The organism is Amaricoccus macauensis (genome assembly GCF_049800915.1).
Taxonomy (GTDB): domain Bacteria; phylum Pseudomonadota; class Alphaproteobacteria; order Rhodobacterales; family Rhodobacteraceae; genus Amaricoccus; species Amaricoccus macauensis_A.
The window spans coordinates 89,725-113,476 of the sequence record NZ_JBNAFY010000007.1 but is presented as its reverse complement, the minus strand read 5'-3'; the positions used below and the strand labels follow the sequence as shown (position 1 = coordinate 113,476).

The following is a 23,752-nucleotide window of genomic DNA, read 5'->3' as shown; positions in this document are numbered from 1 at the left end:
GGATCAGGCGGTCTTGCGCGGTCCGGTTCTGCTCTCGAGAAACACGGTGAGCTCCGCGAAGGCCATCGGTCTGGCCAGTGCGAAGCCCTGAACGAAGTCGCAGCGCATTTCGGCCAGGCGGCCGACCTTTTCCATCGTATCGGCGCCCTCGGCGATGACCGGGATGTCGAGGGAATGTCCCATTTCGATGATGGAGCGCACAAGGCGTTCGGGAATGTTGCCGTCTGCCATGCCGGAGACGAGGTTGCGGTCGATCTTGAGATGTGCGGGCTCGACATTCATCAGGCCGAGAATGGAGGCGTTCGCCGCCCCGAAATCGTCCAGGTCGAGCGCGAAGCCGGATTCGCGAATGCGGTCCAGCGTCCAGGCCATGCGACCTTCGATCTTGTCGAGGACCATCGTCTCCATGAGTTCGAACCGCAGTTCGAAGGGCAGGTTCGTCAGGCCGTCGAGGGTCTCGGAGAAGTCGGAAGACGCCATCCGCTCCTCGGAGAGATTGACCGCCAGCGCGCCGAAGCGGTGCCCCTGCGCGTGCAGCTCCTTCATGCGCTGGACCGAGGACTGAAGGACGAGCCTGTCGATGGTCGGCAGGAGGTTGAGATCGCGCGCCAGTTCGAGGAAGGCGGCCGGTGGCAGCGTGCCGCGCTCGGGGTGTTCCCAGCGCACGAGCGCCTCGACCGAGCTGACCTCGAGGCCCGGCAGGCGGAACTGTGGCTGGAAATGGGGAACGAACTCGCCGTTCGCGAGGCCCTCCTCGATCTCCTGACCCAGTTTCCGCAGTTCGAGATGCTCGGTCATCAGCTCGGGCGTGAACGGCACGAAGCAATCCTTGCCGGCCTTCTTGGCCTCGTACATCGCCATGTCGGCGGCCTTGATGAGACCCGCGAGGTCCGAGGCATCCCGCGGCGAACGCGCGACCCCGACGCTCGCGCCGACCTTCAGATCGATCTCGTTGATCGTGATGGTTTCGCCGACGCGCGCCACGATATCTGCCGCGATGTCTGTCGGCATTTCGGAGTTCGCTGCGGGGATCCAGACGGCGAATTCGTCTCCGCCAAGCCGGGCGGCGAAGGGGCGATGGGCTTCCACATGCGCGCGGACGTTCTCCACATCCTCGGAGGCGAAGCGGGAGATGCCGATTACCTCACAGAGGCGGCGGGCCACGGTATCAAGAACCTTGTCCCCGACATCATGCCCGTGCAGGTCGTTCACCGCCTTGAAGCCGTCGAGGTCGATCAGCATGAATTCCCCGCTCTGCGCGTTGTCGAGCGCGGAGCCGAGATGGAGCTGGAGATAGGTCCGGTTCCCGAGATTGGTGACGCCGTCGCGATAGGCGAGCGCATTGATGGTGGCGATGTTGTCATGCAGCCGCTTCACCATCTCGCGGAAGCGCTGCTTGAGTTCCCGCAGTTCCGTCGGAAGGAAGCCTGTGCCGCGCTTCAGGTCCGGAATGTCGAACTTGCCACTCGCGATGCTCGAGGCTGCGGAGGTGAGCTGTTCCAGCGGGCGCACGATCCGCAGCGAGACGAGATAGGCGAGTGCCAGCGCCGACACGATCCCGATGAGGTAGACGATGATGCTGGAACGACGCGCATGGTCGGCCTTCTCGTGAAGTTCGGCTACCGGTTGCGGGATCATCACACCCCAGCCCACGGGTTCGACGGAGGTAAGCCCCGCGATCATGTCGCCCTTGAGGGCGGGGGAGTAGAACTGTTCGACGCCGGTCTCGCCGTTGAGCATCCGCTGGACGGCCGAGATCTTCGACATGTCCTTCCGCTCGGCGACCCAATGCGGCAGCGGGTGGGAGAGGGCGCGCCCGGTCTGATCGACGATCGCGGCGTGCCCCTTGACGCCGAACGCAATCGCCTCGCCCAGCTCGCGAAAGTAGGTTGTCGGGATCGTTGCGAACGCAAGCTCCTCACCGATACGCCGCACCATGTGGATGACGTTCTCGCCGCTCGGCGCCATCACCACGCCCCCGAAGGTGACCGCCTCGCTGGTTGCAAAGCCCTGCAACCGGGCCAGCTTGTCGGCTGGAAGAGTTGTCGGGCAGGGTTTTCCCTCCAGAGAGATCTCGGAGGACAGGACGCCGGTTTCCCAGTTCGCGAGGCAGATGTGCTTGACGCTGAGATTGGCGAGGACAGGCTTCATCGCGCTGCCATCGGACCAGTTCTCGGGCGTAGTGACCAAGAGATCGAAGGTCGTCACGAGATCCCGATAATAGCGTTCGAGGGCCGCGGCGAGATTGTTGGCGAGCAGAAGGTGGCGTTCATGCACCTCGGCGAATTCGCTCTCGAGTACCTCGGAATGGGGCCAGGCCCGGAACAGCACAAGCGGGGCCAGCGACAGAAAAAGGAAGAGAGACAGCAGGTAATAGCGCAGTTTCATGTCGCCGGAGCTTTCGTCGATGGGACTCCGGCGCAAGATGGGGCAAAAATCTGAAGTGTGAATAAATGCTCACGCCCTGTCTTGATGAGAACTTTATTCAACAGGGCGCGGGGTGGAGCGGGGGAGACCCCCCGTTCAGACCATCATTTCCTTGGTCGCGGTAAGTTTCAGCTCCGGGTAGTCGCGTTCGACGCGGTCGATATCCCATTGCAGGCGGGTCATGTAGACCGGATCGCCGTCGTGGTCCTCGGCCATGTGGCCCTTGTTGGCCTTCACGAACTCTTCGATTTTCTCCTTCGGACCGGAGATCCAGCGCGCGGAGGTGAACTGCGTCGGCTCGAAGCGCACGGGCAGCCCATATTCCAGCTCGATGCGGGAGGCGAGCACGTCGAACTGCAGGGGGCCGACGACGCCGACGATCCAGCCCGAGCCGAAGACCGGCTTGAAGAGCTTCGAGGCGCCTTCCTCGGCGAATTGTGTCAGCGCCTTTTCGAGGTGCTTGGCCTTCATCGGATCGCCCGCGCGGACGTTCTGCAGGAGTTCCGGCGCGAAGGAGGGAATGCCGGTGAAGCGCAGATCCTCGCCTTCGGTCAGCGCGTCGCCGATGCGGAGCTGGCCGTGGTTGGGGATGCCGATGATGTCGCCGGCCCAGGCGTCCTCGGCAAGTTCGCGGTCATTTGCGAGGAACAGCACGGGGTTGGAGATCGCCATCGGCTTGCCGGAGCGCACGTGCTTGAGCTTCATCCCGCGGGAGAAATGGCCCGAGCAGAGGCGGACAAAGGCCACGCGGTCGCGGTGCTTGGGGTCCATGTTGGCCTGCACCTTGAAGACGAAGCCCGCGACCTTCTCTTCCCAGGCGCCGATCTCGCGGGTCAGAGACGGGCGAAGCTGTGGCGGGGGGCCGTAAAGGCCGATGCCGCGCATGAGTTCCTGCACGCCGAAGGAGTTGATGGCGGAGCCGAACCAGATCGGTGAGAGATTGCCGTCGAGCATGGCCTGGTGGTCGAAGGTCGGGAGCAACTCCCGAGCCATTTCAACCTCTTCGCGAAGCTGTTCGAGCTGTGCTTCGGGAATGTGGTCGGCCATCCGGGGGTCGTCGAGCCCCTCCATGCGGATGCTTTCGGCGCGCTTGTTCCGGTCGGCGCGATCCATCAGTTCGAGCCGGTCGTTGAGCATGTCGTAGCAGCCCAGGAAATCGCGCCCCATGCCGATCGGCCAGCTTGCCGGGCAGACGTCGAGCTGTAGCTCCTGCTGGATTTCGTCTATGATTTCAAAGGTATCGCGGGCCTCGCGGTCCATCTTGTTGCAGAAGGTGATGATGGGCAGATCGCGCAGGCGGCAGACCTCGAAGAGCTTGCGGGTCTGGCTCTCGACGCCCTTCGCGCCGTCGATCACCATGATGGCGGCATCGACGGCTGTCAGCGTGCGGTATGTGTCCTCGGAGAAGTCGCTGTGGCCGGGCGTGTCCACGAGGTTGAACCACCAGTCCTGGAACGGGAAGGACATGGCGGACGCCGAGACCGAGATACCGCGGTCCTGCTCCAACTTCATGAAATCGCTGCGTGTTCTGCGCGCTTCGCCCTTGGCGCGGACCTGGCCCGCGAGCTGGATCGCGCCGCCGTAGAGCAGGAATTTCTCGGTCAGCGTCGTCTTGCCCGCATCGGGATGCGAGATGATCGCGAAGGTTCGCCGGCGGGCGACTTCGGGGGGGAGGTCGGGGGCGTTCGAGGCTCGGTCCAGCATGGCGGGGATATAGCCGGGGGGCAGGGATTGCGCAATCTGGGGCATGTGCACCGCATGCATATTTCATGCATATTCGATATGCATGGTGTTTTGGTCGGGTATTTTTGGAAGTCCGGATGACGGTTCGCCCTGATCGCGCAAAACGCTACAAGAAGAACGGTAGGATCTTTTCCAGGATCGCTTGAAACCGCGCAATGAGCACGACTGCAGCGTCGGCGGATGTAAGCAGCTCCACTGTGACACCCGTGGCGAGAGGCATCACTAATGCCGCTAACACCATTCCCAGGCGTCGAAGTGCGCGCCTAATCCGGGACGACCGCCTATCTTCACCCTCAGGTGAGAAGCTGAGCATCTTTACGGCGCCTGCCAGATCGGCAACGGCGCGCGCTAGAGCATCTTGTGCAGTAGGATCGAGGACGCTTTGCGCTTCCGGTGCTTCGAGTGCCTCGCTCGCTTCAAACGCGATTTCTTCCAGATCTTTCTCATTTTTGCCCGCGAGATCCGGATCTGGCACCGGCGGCTTCGCGTCTGGATCACCAGTCGCAGGCTGTTTGGGTCGAAGGAGAGGTTCGAGATCGCCAATTCTTTGAATGATCTGATCCAGTTGCCTGACCAGGGTACTATTCCAGCATTCACGTCCATCATGAATAGCAATGCAGTCGGCGAGTGATTGCCGCGTGAAATCAAGCGTATACCAATTCTGTTCTTGGTGTTCACGAAGCGACACGATGTCTTTCATGCAAACCGCCAAGTCAGGTGGAACCTGATAAATGCGATCTTCAATTCTTGCGGCAATCATCCCGACGGACTGAAACAGGCCCTCAAGCCGCGCCTTCAGATCATCGGGGTTGGAGATGGGCGGTGGCACATGGGGTGGTGTATCGAAGGCCGCAATCTTGCCGTTTTTCGGTTCAAAGGCGACAGGACTGGCACTTGATAGGCGGGTTTCCAAGGCGGCTCGCGGGGGAGGAGCAAGCTTGTCGCGCATCGCCTGAAGCAACTTCGCCATTTCCGCGTGGGTTGCGGTGCCGTCCCAGCCGCGCAGATCGACATACTGCGTCTCACCAAAACCATACGGCAGTGTCGAACTGTCAACACGGGCGTGGAGCAATTTTCGTGAAGCCTGTGCGGAACTGGCTTCTTCGATGACCGCGGTGGATTTCGTGCTTGCTTCCGTCCAGAATGTGAGAACGGCAGCCGCTGTTTCGAGTTTTTCAGCAATTGTCTCACGCCATGCGCCTCCGGCGGGGATATACTGATCCCACCAGATCGACAGGTTCTGCTGCTCGAAAAAGGAACGGTATCTGCCGACCAAATCTCTGTCGTGGCTGCTATAGGACAGGAAGATGAACGGTTGGCTCGGGTCGACGGTCTGAAATGGGGTGTCGGGTTTCGGCGGCTCCGGATCTGGCCAATGGGCCGGGTGGTGGAGGCCTTCGGGGAGGATGACGCCGATGTCGCCATTCATGGAGTCGAGCGATGGTTGGTCGAGGGTTGCGCCTCTTAAGTCTGTAAAGACAGGTCGCAGTTCGCCGGTGCTTTCTGATCGTTGCCAGAAAGTCCGGATGTCTGCATCTGCTACGCTCATGGCGCTGGGGCCATTGTCCCTGGAATCTCCAAGAAATGTATTGCGCAAATCGGCACCACGTAGATCTGCATCCGAAATGGTGTTGATACCGAATGTTGCGCCTCTCAGGTTTCCGAGCTTCAGGTTGGCTCCACTGAGATTGCACATAAGGAAGTTGATCCCACTGAGTGGAATGCGTCCCTCTGGAGTTAATTTGCCTGCGTCTTTGAACGCTCCGTAGATATCAGTATCTTGCAGAGTGACAACTGCGATATCTTCAGCAATTCGCCGTGCATTCCATGCCTCGACGCCTTCGAGGAGCCATTCGACATGTTGGGGATTGGCCATGGGTGGGACGCTCGGAATGAGTTCGTGAGAGAATATCCGGCGAGTATGGCAGGGTGGGGCGGTTGAGAAAACTCCTATGATGGTGTGAGCCCGATTTGACGAGTGGCAAATCGGGCAGCGCCTGCCTGCGAGAAATTGCTGGCGTGCCTTCTGCACGACGGCAGGCGCTCTTGCGCCCGCCCAGGCAGACGCCGCCAGGCTGATGCGTTCGGTGGCAGCTTTGCCCCTTTCACCCTTCGCTCACGCTTCGGGCGATCGATCCGCGAATGGCTCCACTGGAGCCCTTCCGTGCGGACCTCTGGACTGGCGGTTTGATGCGTGGCAGGCCGGGCAAGGCTCCACCGGAGCCTTGCTCAGAACGCGACGGGATTGCCGAGGTAGTCCTCGAAGGCGCCGGTGGTCTCGACGCTCAGTTCCGCGAAGCGTTCCAGCAGGCCGGTCGCGCTATGGTTGACATCAACCGGGGCGGCTTCGGTGCCCATGTCGGTGCGGACCCAGCCCGGATGATAGGCGCCGACCGCGATGCCGAGGGGGGCGAGTTCCACCGCGAGGTTGCGTGCGAGGTTGATCGCGGCAGCCTTCGAGGCGCGGTAGATGTAGGACCCGCCGGCGGCATTCTGGTTCGAGCCCATCACCGAGGCGATGATGGCCACGCGCGGGTGCTGGGAGAGCTGGAGATTGGGCAGGAGATCGCGCACGGTGAAATAGGGGCCGGCCACGTTGGTCATGAGACCGGCGAACCAGTCGAGCTCGGAGCAGTTCGCCTCGCGCAGTCCGCCGCGTCCGGGAAAGACGCCGGCATTGCAGACGAGAAGGTCCACCGCTTCGCCCTTGAGCTCGCTTGCAAGGGCGGCGGTCGACTCGGATTTCGTCACTTCAAGGCGGTAGATCTCGATCTCCGGCGGAAGGTCGGCGGCACGTTCGGGCGCGCGCATGGTGGCAAGCACCCGGTCGCCGCGGGCGTGCGACTGCAGCGCAAGTTCGCGGCCCAGGCCCCGGCCCGCGCCGGTGATCAGGATGGTCTGGCTCATCTGGCAGTCTGTCTCCCGCTGAATCGCGCCACCCTAAAGGGCGCTTCGCGGCGAGCGCAACCGAAAGAGGTGGCAGGATGGAGGCATTCGCCCGTGCGGTGCCTCATTCTGCCGCATGGACCCGGCGCGGTCCCGCATCCGGCGCCGATTTGCCGGTGCGGAAGCTGCGCACGAGGTCGAGCAGGTGGTTGCCGCTGGCCACGAGGTTGCCCATGAGCCGGGCGTTGTGCTGGACGAGGCCGGCGTTGCTCCGGGTGATTTCGCCGATCTCCGACATGCCCTCGCCGAGTTCGCGGATGCCGCCCGCCTGTTCCTGGCTTGCGGCGGAGACCTGCTCCACCCGGTCGATGACATGCCGGACCGCCTCCTGGATGCGCTGCAGGGCAAGGCCGCTCTCGCGGACCTTTTCGGAGCTGGCCTGCACGTCGCGGACATTGCCCTCGATCAGCCCGCCGATCCGCCGGGAGGCCTCGGAACTGCGTTCGGCGAGAGAGCGCACCTCGGAGGCGACGACGGCGAACCCCTTGCCCGCCTCGCCGGCGCGCGCGGCCTCGACGGAGGCGTTGAGCGCAAGCAGGCTGGTCTGGAGTGCGATGTCGTCGATCACGCCCACGATCTTCGCCATTTCGCCGGAGGTGCCCTCGATGGCCTCGATGGAGCGGATCGCCTCGTCGGAGATGCGCGCGCCCTCTTCGGCATGGGTGCCGAGCTGCCGTGTGAGTTCGCGGCCCGTGTCCATGCTGTCGGCGTTGCTCTGGACGGTTCGGGCGAGACCTTCGGTGGCGGAGAGCGACTGTTGCACGGATTGCGACTGGCGTTCGGTGCGGCGGGAGAGGTCGTCGGTGCCGTTCTGGATGTCGTCCACGGTTCGCGCGACGAGGCCGGACTGGTCCTCGATCTCGGCCAGCATCTGCGACAGCTTGGCCAGCGTTTCGCTGAGCGCGGTCTGGATCTCGGCGTAGAGGCCGTGGAACTCGCCCTCCATGCGCTGGGTGAGGTCACCGGCGGCAATGGCCGAGAGGCTGGCCTGGATCTGGCGCAGGCCGGACTCGGCGGCCGACGCGATGCCGTTCACGCCTTGGGAGAGGGTGGCGAAGACGCCCTCCTTGTCCACGACCGGGATGCGGCGGGAGAAATCGCCCTGCGAACAGGCCGCGACGATCTCGGCCAGTTCGGCGGCGGCGGCGGCCTGGATGGCGGCTTCCTCCTCGGCGCGGCGCAGGCTCTCGGCATGGGCGGCCTCGTCGCGGCGCTTGCCCTCGCTGACGACGGTTTCGGCGGTCTCGAGGATCTGGTTGATGCCCTGGCCGAGCACGAGGTTCGGACCCTGGAGGTCGCGCAGTCGGAACCGGGCGGAGAAGTCGCCCTGCTGGACGCCGGCGACGACGCGCCGGATGCCCTCGCTTGCGGTCTGCTGCAATTCGCGCGCCTCCTCTTCCTGGCGGATGCGCGCGAGTTCGCGGGCCTGGAAGCTCCTGAGCGCGCCCGTCATCTTGGCGAACTCCTTGAGGTCCGCTTCGGGAATGGGACTGTCGATATCGCCGCTGGCCAGCGCGTCGAGGCGTTCGATGGTCAGGTCCGCTTCGCGGGAAATTCGCCGCACGAGGGCCGCGCCCGCCCCGCCGATGAGGATCGTGAGCCCGATGAGCGTGTTGATGTGCAGGAGGGCGGCGGAGGCCACCGAGGTGGCGGCACGGTCGAGATGGGCGGTGATTTCCGCCGTGCTGGCGGTCTCGATGCCCTTGATGGCCTCGATCTTGCGGCTGATGGCATCGAACCAATCGGTGCCGGAGATCGCGAGGACTTCGGCGGGATTGCCCGAATTGGCGGCCGCGCGCATCCGCTCGACCGTCCGGGCCGCGTCGGTTGTGCGCATGGTATCGAGCTTTCGGGCGAGCGGCGGCGTGCCCGCGATGGCGAACGCCTCGAAAAGCGTGTCCTGGGTGCGGAAGAGCGTGTTGAAGCGCTCAAGGACAGGGGCGGGAAAGGCGCCGCCCTCGGCCGCGGCTGCCGCGAAGCCCGCGGCACCGGTGGCGCGCTCGAGACCGGCGAGATCCTTGGCGGCCAGAAGCAGGCTGTGGCGGATCATGGCGCGGGCGGTGGGCGCATCCCCGATCCGGGCGGCGGTCTCGGGCACGAGACCGATCAGGGCGGTATTCAGCGCGGTGATCGCGGCGACGGCTTCGAGCCTTTCGATGGAACGCGCGTCGATCTGTTCCCTGAGGCGGGCCAGCCCGTCGATCTGCCGCTCGGTGGCTTTGAGTGGTTCGGCGAGTGTGGCGTCCGTGACGCGGGCCTCGGACTGGGCCGCGCGGAAATCCGCGAGGGCGGCATCTGTCAGCCGGCGCTGGTCCGTCAGACGGTCGGCGAAGGCGGGATCGCCGCTCGCGAGGTAGCCCGAGGAAATTCCGCGTTCCTTCTGGAGTTCATGCACGAGATCTCCGATGCCAACGCCGAGTGCGGCGTAGATCCGGGCCTCGGACACCCTCTGCCTCGCGCTGAAGTCGTTCGAAATCTCGAATCCCGCGAAGACAAAGGCGACGAAGAAGCCACAGAAGGTGAGCAGCCCCATGACCTGGAACAGCGAAGTTCTTCGAAGCAATCCAAACATATCAAACTTCTCATCGCCGACAAACTATTGCAGCTAGTGAGAAAGTACTCGGACGCCTTGTCTAAGATTTGGTGAATGGCGCGGTAATGGCCCGCAAGTTGCTCAGAACTTCAGGCCGATGAACAGCATGATGAGGCCGAAGGTGGCAAGCGCCATGGAGCCGAGATTGACGGCGATGAGCTTTTGCAGGAGCGAATGGGTTTCCTCGGGAGGCAGACCCGCGCGGCGGATACGGAAGCCCTTCCAGATGCAGTATCCCAGACCGCCGAGACCGGCGAGGATCAGGAGCACCCCAAGAATTGTAAGCAGGATCAATGGAAAGCCCCTTTGCGTCGGTCGGCGCTGCATATTCCAGGACAAGCGGGCTTGCAAGCCGTGGCGGGACACGGTTAGGAGAGTGCCCGCAATCGAGCAGGAGACGGAAGCTTGAACGAGATCGTGGAAGAGATCGGGGAAGACGGGTCGCAGAGCCAGTACCGGGTGACCGCGGGCGAGTTGCGTCAGTTCGTGGAACGCTACGAGCGTCTGGACCAGGAGAAGAAGGACATCGCCGACCAGCAGAAGGAGGTGATGGCCGAGGCCAAGGCGCGGGGCTACGACACGAAGGTCATGCGCAAGCTCATTGCGCTTCGCAAGCGCGACACCGAAGAGATCAACGAGGAAGAGGCGATCCTCGAGCTTTACAAGGAAGCGCTGGGCATGTGAGCCGCTCCTGGCGGCGTCGAGCCTGCCCAAGATGCCGCGCCGCGCCCTTCGCAGGCTGCGGTTCGCGATGTTTTGCCCATTTTATGGGCAAACTTTCCCCCATAATGGTTGATGGCGACAATAGGCTGATAATACTCGGAATTCGCCTATGTAATTTCGTGTTCTCCGGGCCACTACTCATCAATATCGGCGGAAAATGGATCACGAACGCGAAGAATCGTCACTGAAACTCTCAAAATCGCAAATTGCGTCACGATCTTATTGGAGCGTGACTCACGGTATGGTAATTTATCGGCCGGGAAAACACGCATAGCGTGTGTATTGCGAGATAGGCGAGCCAGAAAGGCTCATGTGCAGGAGTATGAAGATGAGTGAATCCACCGAGATGAAGGTTCGCGCCCTGATCGAAGAACAGCTTGGCGAGTTTCGCCAGTTTGCCGGACTGCCTTCGGCTGAGATAGAGGCCATGGCGCTGCGGATCACCCGCGCCATCAAGAACCACATCCAGACGCCCGGCGAAGCGGAAGAGACGGATCGACAGAACGCGGCCTGAGTTGCCTGCCTGTGACGGGCCATGCCGGAGCGCACAGCGCCCGGTGGCCCCGAAATCAGGCGAAATGCGCCGCGACCTGCCGCGCATGAGGCGCGCTGCGGTGCTCGAACAGGTAGATCCCCTGCCATGTGCCGAGCGCCATACGCCCGCCGCTCACGGGAATGGACAGTGAAACCGGCGTCATGGCCGCCTTGATATGGGCGGGCATGTCGTCGGGACCTTCCATGGTGTGGGTGATCCAGGACATCGACGGATCGTCACTGTCAGGCACCAGCCGGCGGAAGAAGGCATCGAGATCCCGCTTCACATCGGGGTCTGCATTCTCCTGGATCAGGAGCGAGCAGGAGGTGTGGCGCACGAAAAGCGTGAGCAACCCGTCTCCGGCGCCGGAGATCCAGCGGCCTACCGGGGCGGTGAACTCGTAGAGGCCAGGGCCGTGCGTGGCGATCTTGAAGGTTGTCTGCATGGTGGGACTCTTCCGGGCGGGACTTGGGGGCGGCGGTTGAAACCTGTCTGTCGGGACGAAGCTATCCTTGCGCCAGTTCGACCAGACGGCCAATGGGGCATTGAATGCCATGAAGCGCTACGTCGCATCCTCGGGTGGGTGTTCTTTGAACCAATCGACGATCTGGGGCATTCTGGCCTCGAACGCACCAGGCGCAAAGACATTCAGCACGCCCGCCCGTTTCTCGCTCCGGTTCTCGAAGTCATGCTGTACACCTGCGGGCACGAAGATGAAGCTGCCCTGTTCCGCATCGCGCCATCTGTCACCCACAAGAAAACTCATCGTTCCCTCCAGGACATAGAAGATCTCGTTCTCATGGTCGTGAGAATGTGCCCCTACACCTTTGGTGTTGGGCTCCATCCACCATTCCGAAATCGAGTACTGGTTCGCGATTTCATCGCCGTCCGCTTTGAAGCTGGCCTTGATCCGGCCCATGTCGTAATCGCGGCCTTGCCCGCGCTTCAGGAAGATGGGCTTCGGGTTCTCCATGTCGGTCACATTTCAGGTCCCTGAGCTTTTCGGTCATTCGGAGCTACAACAAACGCCGGCATGCGCGCAATTCGCAGGAATCTCTGGACTGAGCCTCATGCGGATTTTTGGCGTTCGGCGGCATGGGCGGCGAGGCCCCATGCGGATGCGCGGTGCCTCTTGCGGCCGTTGGCAACGCGGAACATGCCTTGCACCTGCTCAACCACTGCGACAACCGCCTCAGGTTGTTGCGGAGCGGGCTCTTCTCCGGGGCGATGATACAGCCGATCAGGGCAATTGCCGCACTCTCGATCCGCACGGACAGACATGTTCTTTGTCTCGGGTGGCATTCTCGGGAAAGAGCCGGACATGACGCTTGGTCGGCAGGTCCGACCGGAAGAGGCTTTTGGCCATTTCGATGATCTGGAGCAAAATCCTCTGTTCAAACTGTTTCAGTTTGATCCGTTTCCGCTCTAGAGTTTCCCTGTTCGGGTCGCGATGGCCCGGAGACGGATACTGACCCAGACTGATCGCGCACGCGCGGGGGTGACATTTCGGACCAGGCTGGAGCCGAACTGCATGTCCCGCCCGAAGCGCGGCGGATGCGAACCAGGGAGGCCGCCATGCCAACGATTTCTTCAAGCCAGGCGCTGCAGACGGTGATAACGACCTTCGAGACCATGCCGGGAAACTGCCACGTGCTGCTCGATGAGCTGATGGATGCCTACGAGAGCTTCATCCGCCACCAGGAGGGGTTCATCGGCGCGGGCCTGCATGTGAACGACGCGCAGACGCGGATCGCGAACTATTCCCAATGGCGCAAACGGGAGGATTTCCTTGCGATGCTGCGCTCGACGGAGATGCAGGAACGCAACCGCAAGATCAGCGCGCTCTGCAAGGGATTCGAGCCGGTCATGTATGACGTGGCGCGCACATTTCCGGGCTGAGCCGAACGCGGGCAGCATGGGTGCGCAAGTGCCCATGGTGACATCTGGTCATATTCAGATTTTTCTTCGTGCGATAATTCATCCACAACGGATAGACTATTATTAAAAAACAATCTAAGGTAGCATGATCTCCACCTTGCAGGGCACCCCTGGATACTTGTGGGTAGGGCCGTTTCTAGAAGTTTTCTGACGAGGACGTGATTTGAGCGACAAAGAGAACAGTTTGACCGCTGCGCTTAGACCGAGAATTCTCGTTCTTGAAGATCATTGGCTCGTGGCGATGCATACCGAGGTGCTCTTGCAGGAGCTTGGGTGCGATGTGATCGGCCCTTTCATGACACTTGAAGAAGCCATTTCGGCCATGCTCCTGGAGACGCCGGACGTGGGCCTGCTCGATGTTCATCTCGAGGAGGGCACCTGCTTTCCGCTCGCGTCCATCTTCGAGGCGCAGGGGATTCCCTTCGCCTTCGCCACCGGCTGCACCCGCGAGATGGTGCCGGAGCAATTCCAGGGCCAGCCGCATATCGACAAGCCCTACACGCGGGAGGCGCTCGGTGCATGGCTCCGCTCTGCCGGGCTCTTAGGTCAGCCGTCCTGCCTGGGCGCGGACCCCACATGTGACGACGCACCGAAGGTGCAGGCCCGCTAGGGCGGGCTGCGCCTCAATCGGTGAGGGGGCGGGGTATCTCCGGTTTGGCTGACGTGAGGTCCGAGATGACCTCGGCAAGATCCCGCAGGCCGCCGGTTTTCGACATTTTCGCCTGAGCGAGCTGGAGGCCTTCCCTGATGATCGGGGAATCGAACACGACTTCGTTGCCGCTGATGATGACGATGGGGGTGTCGGAGTGTATCCGGCGGATGGCATGGAGGGTGGAGATCGCGCCGCGCCGGGGCATGAGCACATCGAGAAAGATGATGTCGAACGCCTGTTTGCGAAGCATCTTGATCGCCTCGTCGCCATCTCGCGCACTTTCGCACGCATACCCCAGCGACATCACGGCCTCCTTGAAGAAGAACCGGAAGTCGGGATCGTCGTCGGCTATCAGGATCCTGATCAAGCATGTACTCCGGCGGGTTTTGTCGCATAGCGCTTATCGCTTGCCGCTACCGGCTCTCTGTTACAAGAAGAAAAGACGGGCGGAAACCGAGGGACTGGTTAAATGAATTCGGGCAGAGAGGGAATGCCGGGCGAGGCCGAAAGGGTGCCTGTGGTTGCATTGGGGGCATCCGCGGGTGGACTGGAGCCGCTGGAAGCCTTTTTCGAGACCGTGCCGCCCGATAGCGGGTACTGTTTCGTCGTCTTGCAGCATCTTTCACCCGACCGGCGCTCGATGATGGACGAGATCCTCTCGCGGCGCACCGGGTTGACGATCCGGCATGTCACCGAGGGCGCGAAGATCGAGCCCGACACCATTTTCCTCAACCTGCCCGGAACGCTTGTTTCTCTGATCGATGACCGGTTCATGCTCACCCCCTATGCCGAAGGCGATCCGCTGCCGCATCTGCCGATCGACACTTTCTTCATGTCGCTGTCGCGGCGTGGCGGGGGCAAGTGCGCGGCGGTCGTGCTGTCGGGGTCCGGGCTCGACGGAGCCGCGGGAGCGACGGCGATTCGCCAGACGGGGGGCAGCGTCTTCGTCCAGTCCCCGGCTGAGGCCCGCTTCGATTCGATGCCCCGTGCCGCGATCCTGGCAGGTTCGGCGTCGGGCGTCCTGCCGGCCCCGCAGATCATGAAGGCGATCACCGCCGCTTTCGAGGGGTTAGAGGACGAGCCGCGACCGGAGAAGGAACAGATGCCGAGCGACGAAATTCTCATGGCGCTCGAACGGGCGCATCGGGTCGACTTCTCGGCCTACAAGCGGCCCACGGTCATGCGCCGGATCGAGCGGCGGCACCAGCTGCGCGGGATGTCGACGATCGAGGCCTATCGCGACTTCGTGGTCAAGAATCCAGAGGCGCTGGAAGAGCTTTACCATGACCTTCTGATCGGGGTGACGGAGTTCTACCGCGACCCGGAGGCGTTCTCGGAACTGCGGAGCAAGGCGCTCATGCCCCTGGTCGAGGCCTCACAGAAGGACATGCGCGAGATCCGGGTCTGGGTCCTGGCCTGTGCGAGCGGAGAAGAGGCCTACACGATCGCCATCGAGTTGAGCGAGGCGTTCCGCATCGCCGGCTATCAGCCGAATTTCCGGGTCATCGCCACGGATGTTCACCGCCCTTCCATCGAGCGGGCGGCGGCCAGCATCTATTCCGACGAGGCGCTCAAGAAGCTGCCGCGCGAGATCAAGGAGCGGTATTTCATCCGCCACCGGCAGGGCTGGCTGGTCGATCCGGTGCTGCGGCGCCGGGTGATCTTCTCGGTGCATGACGTGATGCGCGATCCGCCCTTCATGCAGCTCGACCTGCTGACCTGCCGCAACCTGCTCATCTATCTCAAGGAAGCGGCGCAGGACCGGACCTTCGCCAAGTTCGTCTTCGCGCTGCGCAAGGGCGGCTACCTGTTTCTGGGTCCGTCGGAGTCGATCCGGCAGAAGATCGACGATTTCGTGCCCATCGACACGAAATGGCGGATCTACCGCAAGGACAGCGATCGGAGGGTGCTGGAGCGATCGATGCTGATGGAAGCCGTGATGGCCAACCAGAGTGCGCCGCCCCCTCTGGCCCACCGGGATCAGAGCCGCGAGGTGGCGCAGGATCTGCCCGCGCGGCCGCCGCTGACGATGGTCGACCAGACGCAGGGTGCGCGCCCGGATCGGGACAGCCTGTTGCGCGGCTATGATGCACTGCTGCGCCGGTTCGCGCCGTCCTCCATTCTGATCACTTCGGACGGAGCGGTGCTGACCTGGTTCGGCGCGGCGGGCGCCTATATCGACACCATGAGCAATCTGGCGGAATGGACCGTGGACGAGATCGTTCATTCCGATCTGCGCTATGCCATCAACCTCGGCATCGAGCGGCTGATGCGCGCGGGCGATAATCACTACAAGCGGACGGCACAGGTCACCGGCGAGAACGGCGAGACACATTCGATCGAGGTGAGCATGTCGCCTCTGAGCGGCAGTGCCTCGGGTCGCCGGTTTCTGCTCGCTTCGCTCAAGCGGACGGGCGAGGCCGAGCCTGTGGAGGAGGCGGACGAGGGCGCGAACGAGGTCTCGTCGGAGCAGGAGACCGGGACCCAAGGCGACAATGCGCTTCTGGTCGGGCGCATCCGGGAACTCGAACGCGACCTGCGCCTGACGGAGGAAAGCCTCCAGTATGTGACCGAACGGCTGGAAGCGAGCGGGGAGGAGCTTCAGGCTTCGAACGAGGAACTGCAGGCCTCGAACGAGGAGCTTCAGGCGTCGAACGAGGAATTGCAGGCGTCGAACGAGGAGTTGCACGCGGTCAACGAGGAACTGGTCTCGGTCAGTGCCGAGCATGAGCGCAAGATCGAGATGCTTTCCGATCTGAACTACGACATGGAGCGGGTCTTCGAGAGCATAGAGGCCGGAATGATCATGCTCGACAAGGATCTGCGGATCAGCCGGTTCACCCATGCCTGCGGCAATGTCTTCGAACTGGAGCATCAGGACGTGGGGCGGAACATCGCGAACGTGGGCGCACGGCCCGAATTCGTCGATCTTGCGGCACTGGCGCGTGCGGCGAAGGACAGCGGACGGGAGCAGGTGGCTTCCGGCACGTTCCGTGGCGGCGACATGACGATCCGCGCGAATACCGTGGCCGCAGCCTCGACGGGGCGCGGCGGTGTGATCCTGCTGGTTACGGGCGGTGCTGTCGAGGCGGTGATCAAGGGCCGTCATGACGGAGGTGGCGATGGTTCGTAACCGTGCCAACGGAACCGTGACCGTGGGGGTCGGGGCGTCTGCGGGCGGGCTCGACGCGCTGGTGCGGTTCTTCGGGGCAACCAATACCGATCTGAACGCAGCCTTCATCGTGGTCCAGCATCTCGATCCGACCCAGAAGAGCATCATGGCAAGCCTGCTCGGGCGCGAGACGGCGCTGGAGGTGCATGAGGCGCGGCACTCCGAGCGGTTGCAGCCGCGCACGGTCTACACGGTGCCACCGGGAAAATATGCCACGCTGCTCGATGGGCATATCGTGCTCGAGGAGCCGACGGAGGAGCGCTATCACCGCTCGCCCATCGATCACCTCTTCCGCGGGTTGGCCGAGGCCTATGGCGCGCGGAGCATCGGTATCGTGCTGTCAGGCACGGGAAGCGATGGCAGCAAGGGCCTTTCCGCGATCAAGGCTGCGGGGGGCATGACGCTGGTGCAGTCGCCGGCGGACGCGGAGTTCGACGGGATGCCGCGGGCGGCCATCGAATGCGGGGCGGCGGATATCGTCGCGGGCGCCGAGGATCTCCCGAACCGGCTGCGCCAGCGGCTCGGGCTCGTGCAGCGGATGCCCCCGCCCTCGGAGGATCGCGACGACGGTCTGGCGGAGGTGCTCGATGTACTGAGCATCTGCGACGGTTTCGATTTCTTCGAATACAAGCCCTCGACGCTCGGGCGGCGGGTGCGCCGGCGGATCCTGCGCAGCGGTGTGGGCGATATCGAGGAATACGTCGAGTTGCTGCGCAAGACGCCCGACGAGCGCAAGACGCTGATCAATGACCTGCTGATCGGGGTGACGAGCTTCTTCCGCGATCCCGAGGCCTGGCAGGAATTCTCGGAGCTTGCGCTCAAACCCACCATTGAACGGTTGAGCGACGGGGCGACGCTTCGGGCCTGGACCGCGGGCTGCGCCAGCGGCGAGGAAGCCTACACGCTTGCCATGGCAGTGATGGAATGCGCGGAGACGCTCAAGAAGCGCGTGGGTGTGCAGGTTTTCGGCACCGACCTGAATGCCAATGCCATCGAGGTGGCGCGTGCGGGCATCTACGCGGCGGCCTCGATCAGCGATTTCACCCAGGAGCGGGCCGATCGCTGGTTCACCCGCAACAATTCCCAGATCCGTGTCGTGCCTGAGCTGCGCGAGAAGGTGGTGTTCTCGACCCAGAACGCGGTGAACGATCCGCCGTTTTCCTCGCTCGACATCATCACCTGCCGGAACTTGCTCATCTATCTCGACAATCACGCCCAGGACCGGCTGATGGATCTCTTCCATTTCTCGCTCTGCGAGGGGGCATACATCATGCTGGGCTCGGCAGAGACCGCCTCGCGCTCGCAAGGGCAGTTCAGCGTGGTTTCGGCCAAGAACCGCATCTATCAGCGTATCGGCGGGCGCTCGCGCCTCTTGCCGTCACGCCCGGCGCAGAAGGGCCAGGGGGACAAGGAGACCAAGGCGCGGGATGCGGGCGCCATCGTGGCGAATGCCGCGACCAACACGATGATCTCGCGTTTCGTTCCGCCGGCGGTTCTCCTGAAGGAGAATTTCGACATCATCGGGATGCATGGCGATCTCGGCGAATACATCCGCTTTCGCCGTGGCGGTCTGACCTCCAGCATTCTCAACATGGTGGCCGATCCCTACCAGGTTCAGGTCTGGAAGGCGGTGCAGTCGGCGCGGGCCGACAATGCGGCGGCGGAGGCAATCGTCAATCCAATCGAGCCTGGCCAGTCCCGCGTCACGATTATCGCGGAACCGGTGGGAAGCGGGTCGAACCGTGAATACCTCGTCTATTTCCTGAAGGATGCACCGCTTACCGTTTTCGAACCGGACCACTATGCCCGCAGGGACACGGGCGAGCCGCTCCTGCCGGCGGGGGACGAGTCCGTCGAGAGCTATCGCCGTGAAGTCGTGATGCTCCGCGACGAGTTGCAGTCGGTGATCGAGCGCAGCGAACGCTCGAACGAGGAGTTGCAGGCGGCCAACGAAGAGGTGATGAGCGCCAACGAGGAGCTTCAGAGCTCCAACGAGGAACTCGAGACCTCGCGCGAGGAGCTGCAATCGCTCAACCAGGAGCTCAAGAGCATCAATCTAGCGCTCGAGGAGAAGGTTTCGGAACTCGAGGCGACCAACGACGATTTGTCCAATCTCATCCGCTCCACCGATGTGGCGACGGTGTTTCTGGACACGAATTTCTGCATTCGCCGCTTCTCGGGGCGGGCGGTGGATCTCCTGAGCATCCGGGACAAGGATATCGGCCGTCCCGTGGGGGACCTGTCGCTGAAGGTGGACGACCCCACGCTGATCCGGGATCTCGAGAGCGTCATGGCCAATCTGGAAACGGTGGAGGTGGATGTCTCGGGTGCCGGACGGTCCTATCTCCGCAGGGCCACGCCCTACCGCACGCGGACGAACGTGATTCAGGGCGCGATCGTCACCTATTCGGATGTGACGGCGCTCGCACGCTCGATGGAGAAGCTGAGCCTTCAGGCCGCACGCCAGGCGGTGGTGGCGGAGCTTGGCGAGCTCGCGCTGGGCAGCCAGGACGAGGTGCTGCTCTTCGATCGGGCCGCGAAAGGTGTGCAGGAGAGCCTCGGCGCGGCGCTTACGGCTGTGCAGCGCTACGATCCCGAGACCCGGAGCTTCTGTCTCGTGGCAGGGGCCGGTCGGGCGTCGCGGTTCAAGGGCACGCTCACCATCAACGAGAGCCGCAACGAACTGGGCCTCGCCTTTCTCCAGCACGGGCCACTCGTCACCGCCGATGCAGTGACCGAAACGCGCTTCATGCGCTCCGCGCTGCTCAAGGACAGCGAGGTGCATTCGGGGGTCTGCGTGACCATCGGGCCCATGCTCAACCCCTGGGGGGTTCTCGAGGTCTGGTGGAACGAGGTGGGCAAACCCGATGGCGAGACGGTCAACCATGTAAGCTCGCTCGCCGGCGTGCTGTCGCTTGCCATATCGCAGGCCGAGAGCCGACAGCTGCGCGAGAACGAGCGCGAGGTGCTGCAATCGCTGATCGACGGGTTGCCGGTGCTCTTCGGCGTGGTCGATGCCGGTTCGAAGTTCGAACTGTTCAACAGCCGGTTCGAGACGATCGGCTGGCTGCCCGACGAGATCAAGGGCGCCCCGGTGGAGGAGGTTCTGGGCCCCGCCGCGGGCAAGGCGGTCGCGGCCCTTCTGGCCGATCCGGCGGCGGCACCGGGCAAACCGCGCGAGATCCAGCTCCAGTATCCCGGCGGACGGCAGAAGACGCATCTGCTCTACTGCGTGCCGAGGCTCAATCGGGGCCGGATGATCGGGGCCTATCTCGCGGTGCTCGACATCCACGAGCGGAAGATGTGGGAGGAGCGCAACCGGGTCATTTCCGCCGAGCTCGACCATCGGGTGAAGAACATCCTCGCGCTCGTCAGCACGATCACCCGGATGACCGGGCGCTACACCCAGAATTTCGAGGATTTCCAGAATGTCCTGACCGAGCGGATCGATTCGCTTGCACGCACCCATGCGCGGCTCGCGGCGAAGAGCTGGGCGGGCATGGAACTGCGCCAGCTGGTGGAGGACGAACTGGCGGCCTACATGCCGCCCGAATCGGGGCGCTACACGCTGAGCGGCCCCAATGTGGATCTCGGCATGCGGGCGACACAGAGCCTATCGATGGTGATCCACGAGTTGACCACCAACGCGGTGAAATACGGGGCGCTTTCCAGTACGCCCGGCACGCTCGACGTGACCTGGTCGCTGGACGAGGAGGCGCTTGAAATCTGCTGGACCGAAACGGGGGCCAGCACGCCGAAACAGGAGCCCGACCGGAAGGGGTTCGGAACAACGGTGATCGAGAATGCGATCAAGCGGCAGCTCTCGGGCAAACTCGAGCGCAGCTATGACGACGACGGCCTGCGCTACGTTCTCAGGATTCCCGTCGGGAAGATCGAAGAGGGAAGCAATGAGCACGAACCCGGTTGACGCGCAGGGCGCTCCGCGCGTGCTTGTCGTCGAGGATGAGTCGCTCATCGCGATGGATGTGCAGGACCTGCTGGAGGATTCGGGCTTCGAGGTGCTCGGCCCGACCGACAGCGTGAAGGAAAGCCTCGAGGTGCTGAGTTGCCAGGTGGTGGATGTGGCCGTGCTCGATCTCAACCTGCATCGGGAGCGCAGCGACATGGTCGCGGACTGCCTTGAGGATCTCGGCGTGCCCTTCCTCTACCTCACCGGGCACCGGCGCGAGGTGCTTCCCTTTCGTCACCGGGAGCGGCCTCTGGTCGAGAAACCGTTCCAGCGCCGCCGGCTCATCGAGGGGCTGCGTGCGCTCATTGCCAGAACGGGTGGGAAATGCAACAACCCAAAGTTGTAGCGAACTGTGCACTGGCCGCTCTTGCGGTCAGCGACCACGATGATTATTCCTCAATCACCCCCGAGGTTCTCCAGTTCCCCCAGCCGGAGCCAGATCACGGATCCAACGCTGGAATACGTCGGGCGCCAGAAACGAGACGAGCGCCAAAGAAAGGCTTCCTTCCCAATGAGCGATCCCATTGAGACCTATATGAACCTCGTCCCCATGGTCGTCGAGCAGACGGCCCGTGGCGAGCGCGCATACGATATCTTCTCGCGCCTTCTCAAGGAGCGGATCATCTTCGTCTCTGGGCCGGTTCACGACGGAATGTCCACGCTTATCGTGGCGCAGCTGCTGTTCCTTGAAGCGGAGAACCCGAAGAAGGAAATCTCGATGTACATCAACAGCCCCGGTGGCGTGGTGACATCGGGCCTGTCGATCTATGACACGATGCAGTATATCCGCCCGCCGGTTTCGACGCTCTGCGTCGGACAGGCCGCCTCCATGGGCTCGCTGCTGCTGACCGCGGGTGCCAAGGACATGCGGTTCGCCCTTCCCAACGCACGGATCATGGTTCACCAGCCCTCGGGCGGGTTCCAGGGCCAGGCGACGGACATAATGATTCACGCGCGCGAGACCCAGGCCCTTAAAAACCGCCTCAACGAGGTTTATGTGCATCACACGGGCCAGTCCTTCCAGGACGTGGAGGCGGCGCTGGAGCGCGATCGTTTCATGTCCGCGCAGGATGCAAAGGACTGGGGCCTGATTGACGACATCGTGAAGCGTCGGGAAGTGGACGAGGCTTCGGAATAAGTTAGCGTTTGTCCAGTAACCTCACTGATCTCTTGGGGCTTGTAATTCTACTGTCATGCATGTTCCTATGGAGATGTGACACAGTCGACAGAGGTGAGTTTACGTTGAACGCGCTGGACTGGTTGGCGAGAGCCGGAGAACGAGCATGAGCAAGACAAGCGGCGGCGACGCGAAAAATACACTTTACTGCTCATTCTGTGGGAAGAGCCAGCATGAGGTCCGCAAGCTTATTGCGGGCCCGACCGTTTTCATCTGCGATGAATGTGTCGAGCTCTGCATGGACATCATCCGCGAGGAGACGAAGAGCAATCTCGTCAAGTCCTCGGACGGTGTGCCGACGCCCCACGAGATCTGCAAGGTGCTGGACGATTACGTGATCGGCCAGGCAGTGGCGAAGAGGGTGCTGTCGGTTGCGGTGCACAACCACTACAAGCGTCTCAATCACGCCAGCAAGAACTCGGATGTCGAGCTTCAGAAGTCGAACATCATGCTGATCGGCCCCACGGGCTGCGGCAAGACGCTTCTGGCCCAGACGCTGGCGCGCATCCTGGATGTGCCCTTCACCATGGCCGATGCGACGACGCTCACGGAAGCGGGCTATGTCGGCGAGGATGTGGAGAATATCATCCTCAAGCTGCTGCAGTCGGCGGAATACAACGTCGAGCGCGCGCAGCGCGGCATCGTCTACATCGACGAGGTCGACAAGATTTCCCGCAAGTCCGACAATCCCTCCATCACGCGGGATGTCTCGGGCGAGGGCGTGCAGCAGGCGCTTCTGAAGATCATGGAAGGCACGGTCGCTTCGGTTCCGCCGCAGGGCGGGCGCAAGCATCCGCAGCAGGAATTCCTGCAGGTGGACACGACCAACATCCTGTTCATCTGCGGTGGTGCCTTTGCCGGTCTCGACAAGATCATCGCGCAGCGCGGCCGTGGCTCCGCCATGGGCTTCGGGGCGGATGTGAAGGACGAGGAAGAGCGGCGCGTGGGCGAGCTCTTCGAGGAACTCGAGCCGGAAGATCTGCTGAAATTCGGCCTGATCCCCGAGTTCGTCGGTCGTCTGCCGGTTCTGGCGACGCTAACCGATCTTGACGAGGATGCGCTCATAACCATCCTGAGCGAGCCGAAGAACGCCCTGATCAAGCAGTATCAGCGTCTCTTCGAGATGGAGGACGTGAAGCTCACCTTCGCCGAAGATGCGCTGCGGGCGATCGCCAAGCGTGCCATCGAGCGCAAGACCGGTGCTCGCGGGCTGCGGTCGATCCTCGAGGAAGCCCTGCTCGACACGATGTTCGAACTGCCTTCCATGCAGGGTGTCGAAGAGGTCGTGGTCAACGAGGAGTGCATCACCCGCAAGGCCGATCCGCTGCTGATATATGTCGAGCACCGGGGTGAAGGGTCCGCCTCCGCTTCCTGATCCGATTGCCTGCGCCCGGACGGTTTGTCTGTCCGGGCCTGTCTCCCCGGCGCTGGACCCGCCGCCCGGAATGCTACATAAGCTAGTGTGACCGATCGCTTCCGGAGGATCCCCGAATGAGTCTTCTCGCGCAGCTTTTCACCTGGTGGAATGGCCAGACCATTGCCACGCGGTTCTACACCTCGCGCAAGGGCCAGAAGGTGGGAGAAGACGGCGACGGTAACATCTACTACCAGTCGGCGGACGGCGCGAAGCGCTGGGTGATCTACAACGGTGAGGCCGAGGCCAGTCGGGTGTCGCCCGAATGGCATGGCTGGCTGCATCACACCTGGCAGGAGCCGCCGACCGAGGCCCCGTTGCCGCACAAGCCCTGGGAAAAGCCGCACCAGCCCAACATGACCGGCAGTGCCGCGGCCTATCATCCGGCGGGCAGCCTGCTCGCGGCGCAGCCCGTATCGCGCAGCGACTACGAGGCCTGGTCGCCGGAATGAGCGCGGCTCG

Annotated in this window: 19 protein-coding genes; 10 read left to right on the top strand and 9 right to left on the bottom strand. The window is 62.9% G+C overall.

Annotation, left to right across the window (positions count from 1 at the left end):
- Positions 1-3 precede the first annotated feature (3 nt).
- The 6 genes from ACP15W_RS17155 to ACP15W_RS17130 form a co-directional block, all read right to left on the bottom strand.
- Complete coding sequence (locus ACP15W_RS17155; RefSeq protein ID WP_424934157.1) at positions 4-2,388, bottom strand: putative bifunctional diguanylate cyclase/phosphodiesterase; 2,385 nt, start codon at positions 2,386-2,388, stop codon at positions 4-6.
- A 135-nt stretch (positions 2,389-2,523) separates the two neighbouring features.
- Positions 2,524-4,131, bottom strand: a complete 1,608-nt coding sequence (locus ACP15W_RS17150) for a peptide chain release factor 3 (protein WP_424934290.1) — start codon at positions 4,129-4,131, stop codon at positions 2,524-2,526.
- Positions 4,132-4,276: 145 nt separating this feature from the next.
- Positions 4,277-6,046: a toll/interleukin-1 receptor domain-containing protein gene (locus ACP15W_RS17145; RefSeq protein WP_424934156.1), complete on the bottom strand. Its 1,770-nt coding sequence runs from the start codon at positions 6,044-6,046 to the stop codon at positions 4,277-4,279.
- A 353-nt stretch (positions 6,047-6,399) separates the two neighbouring features.
- On the bottom strand, positions 6,400-7,077 hold the full coding sequence (locus ACP15W_RS17140; protein WP_424934155.1) for an SDR family oxidoreductase: 678 nt from the start codon (positions 7,075-7,077) through the stop codon (positions 6,400-6,402).
- A gap of 103 nt (positions 7,078-7,180) precedes the next feature.
- A complete protein-coding gene (locus ACP15W_RS17135) occupies positions 7,181-9,688 on the bottom strand; it encodes a methyl-accepting chemotaxis protein (RefSeq protein WP_424934154.1) in 2,508 nt (835 codons plus the stop codon).
- Between the two features lie 102 nt (positions 9,689-9,790).
- The gene (locus ACP15W_RS17130) at positions 9,791-10,003 is read right to left on the bottom strand and encodes a hypothetical protein (protein WP_424934153.1); all 213 of its coding nucleotides are present in this window, start codon (positions 10,001-10,003) and stop codon (positions 9,791-9,793) included.
- Positions 10,004-10,123: 120 nt separating this feature from the next.
- On the opposite strand from ACP15W_RS17130, the gene ACP15W_RS17125 reads away from it, so the two are divergent.
- A complete protein-coding gene (locus ACP15W_RS17125; protein ID WP_424934289.1) occupies positions 10,124-10,393 on the top strand; it encodes a DUF2312 domain-containing protein in 270 nt (89 codons plus the stop codon).
- 367 nt (positions 10,394-10,760) lie between these two features.
- Positions 10,761-10,946 carry a hypothetical protein gene (locus ACP15W_RS17120; protein WP_424934152.1) on the top strand — a complete coding sequence of 62 codons (186 nt, stop codon included), beginning with the start codon at positions 10,761-10,763 and terminating at the stop codon, positions 10,944-10,946.
- 55 nt (positions 10,947-11,001) lie between these two features.
- Here ACP15W_RS17120 and ACP15W_RS17115 read toward each other — a convergent pair whose 3' ends face one another.
- Together ACP15W_RS17115 and ACP15W_RS17110 are read right to left on the bottom strand one after the other, a co-directional pair.
- Positions 11,002-11,412 carry a secondary thiamine-phosphate synthase enzyme YjbQ gene (locus ACP15W_RS17115; RefSeq protein WP_424934151.1) on the bottom strand — a complete coding sequence of 137 codons (411 nt, stop codon included), beginning with the start codon at positions 11,410-11,412 and terminating at the stop codon, positions 11,002-11,004.
- Positions 11,413-11,529: 117 nt separating this feature from the next.
- Positions 11,530-11,940, bottom strand: coding sequence for a cupin domain-containing protein (locus tag ACP15W_RS17110; protein ID WP_424934288.1), 411 nt, complete (start codon positions 11,938-11,940; stop codon positions 11,530-11,532).
- Between the two features lie 602 nt (positions 11,941-12,542).
- On the opposite strand from ACP15W_RS17110, the gene ACP15W_RS17105 reads away from it, so the two are divergent.
- Both ACP15W_RS17105 and ACP15W_RS17100 read left to right on the top strand, forming a co-directional pair.
- Positions 12,543-12,866, top strand: coding sequence for an antibiotic biosynthesis monooxygenase family protein (locus tag ACP15W_RS17105; protein ID WP_424934150.1), 324 nt, complete (start codon positions 12,543-12,545; stop codon positions 12,864-12,866).
- 223 nt (positions 12,867-13,089) lie between these two features.
- Positions 13,090-13,515 carry a response regulator gene (locus tag ACP15W_RS17100; protein WP_424934149.1) on the top strand — a complete coding sequence of 142 codons (426 nt, stop codon included), beginning with the start codon at positions 13,090-13,092 and terminating at the stop codon, positions 13,513-13,515.
- Between the two features lie 13 nt (positions 13,516-13,528).
- On the opposite strand, the gene ACP15W_RS17095 is transcribed toward ACP15W_RS17100, so the two are convergent.
- Positions 13,529-13,924 (bottom strand): response regulator, encoded by a 396-nt coding sequence (locus ACP15W_RS17095; protein ID WP_424934148.1) that lies wholly within the window; start codon positions 13,922-13,924, stop codon positions 13,529-13,531.
- 102 nt (positions 13,925-14,026) lie between these two features.
- On the opposite strand from ACP15W_RS17095, the gene ACP15W_RS17090 reads away from it, so the two are divergent.
- The 6 genes from ACP15W_RS17090 to ACP15W_RS17065 all read left to right on the top strand — a co-directional run bounded on the left by ACP15W_RS17090 (position 14,027) and on the right by ACP15W_RS17065 (position 23,742).
- Positions 14,027-16,690, top strand: a complete 2,664-nt coding sequence (locus ACP15W_RS17090) for a CheR family methyltransferase (RefSeq protein ID WP_424934147.1) — start codon at positions 14,027-14,029, stop codon at positions 16,688-16,690.
- Positions 16,680-20,657, top strand: coding sequence for a chemotaxis protein CheB (locus ACP15W_RS17085; RefSeq protein ID WP_424934146.1), 3,978 nt, complete (start codon positions 16,680-16,682; stop codon positions 20,655-20,657). The genes ACP15W_RS17090 and ACP15W_RS17085 overlap by 11 nt, the downstream gene beginning before the upstream one ends.
- Positions 20,638-21,045, top strand: a complete 408-nt coding sequence (locus tag ACP15W_RS17080; RefSeq protein WP_424934145.1) for a response regulator — start codon at positions 20,638-20,640, stop codon at positions 21,043-21,045. Before ACP15W_RS17085 ends, ACP15W_RS17080 begins: the two co-directional genes overlap by 20 nt.
- A gap of 165 nt (positions 21,046-21,210) precedes the next feature.
- Positions 21,211-21,837, top strand: a complete 627-nt coding sequence (locus ACP15W_RS17075; RefSeq protein WP_424934144.1) for an ATP-dependent Clp protease proteolytic subunit — start codon at positions 21,211-21,213, stop codon at positions 21,835-21,837.
- Positions 21,838-21,982: 145 nt separating this feature from the next.
- A complete protein-coding gene (clpX, locus tag ACP15W_RS17070) occupies positions 21,983-23,251 on the top strand; it encodes an ATP-dependent Clp protease ATP-binding subunit ClpX (protein ID WP_424934143.1) in 1,269 nt (422 codons plus the stop codon).
- 116 nt (positions 23,252-23,367) lie between these two features.
- Entirely contained in the window at positions 23,368-23,742 is a 375-nt protein-coding gene (locus ACP15W_RS17065) for an NADH:ubiquinone oxidoreductase subunit NDUFA12 (protein WP_424934142.1), read from the top strand.
- Positions 23,743-23,752: the final 10 nt, after the last annotated feature.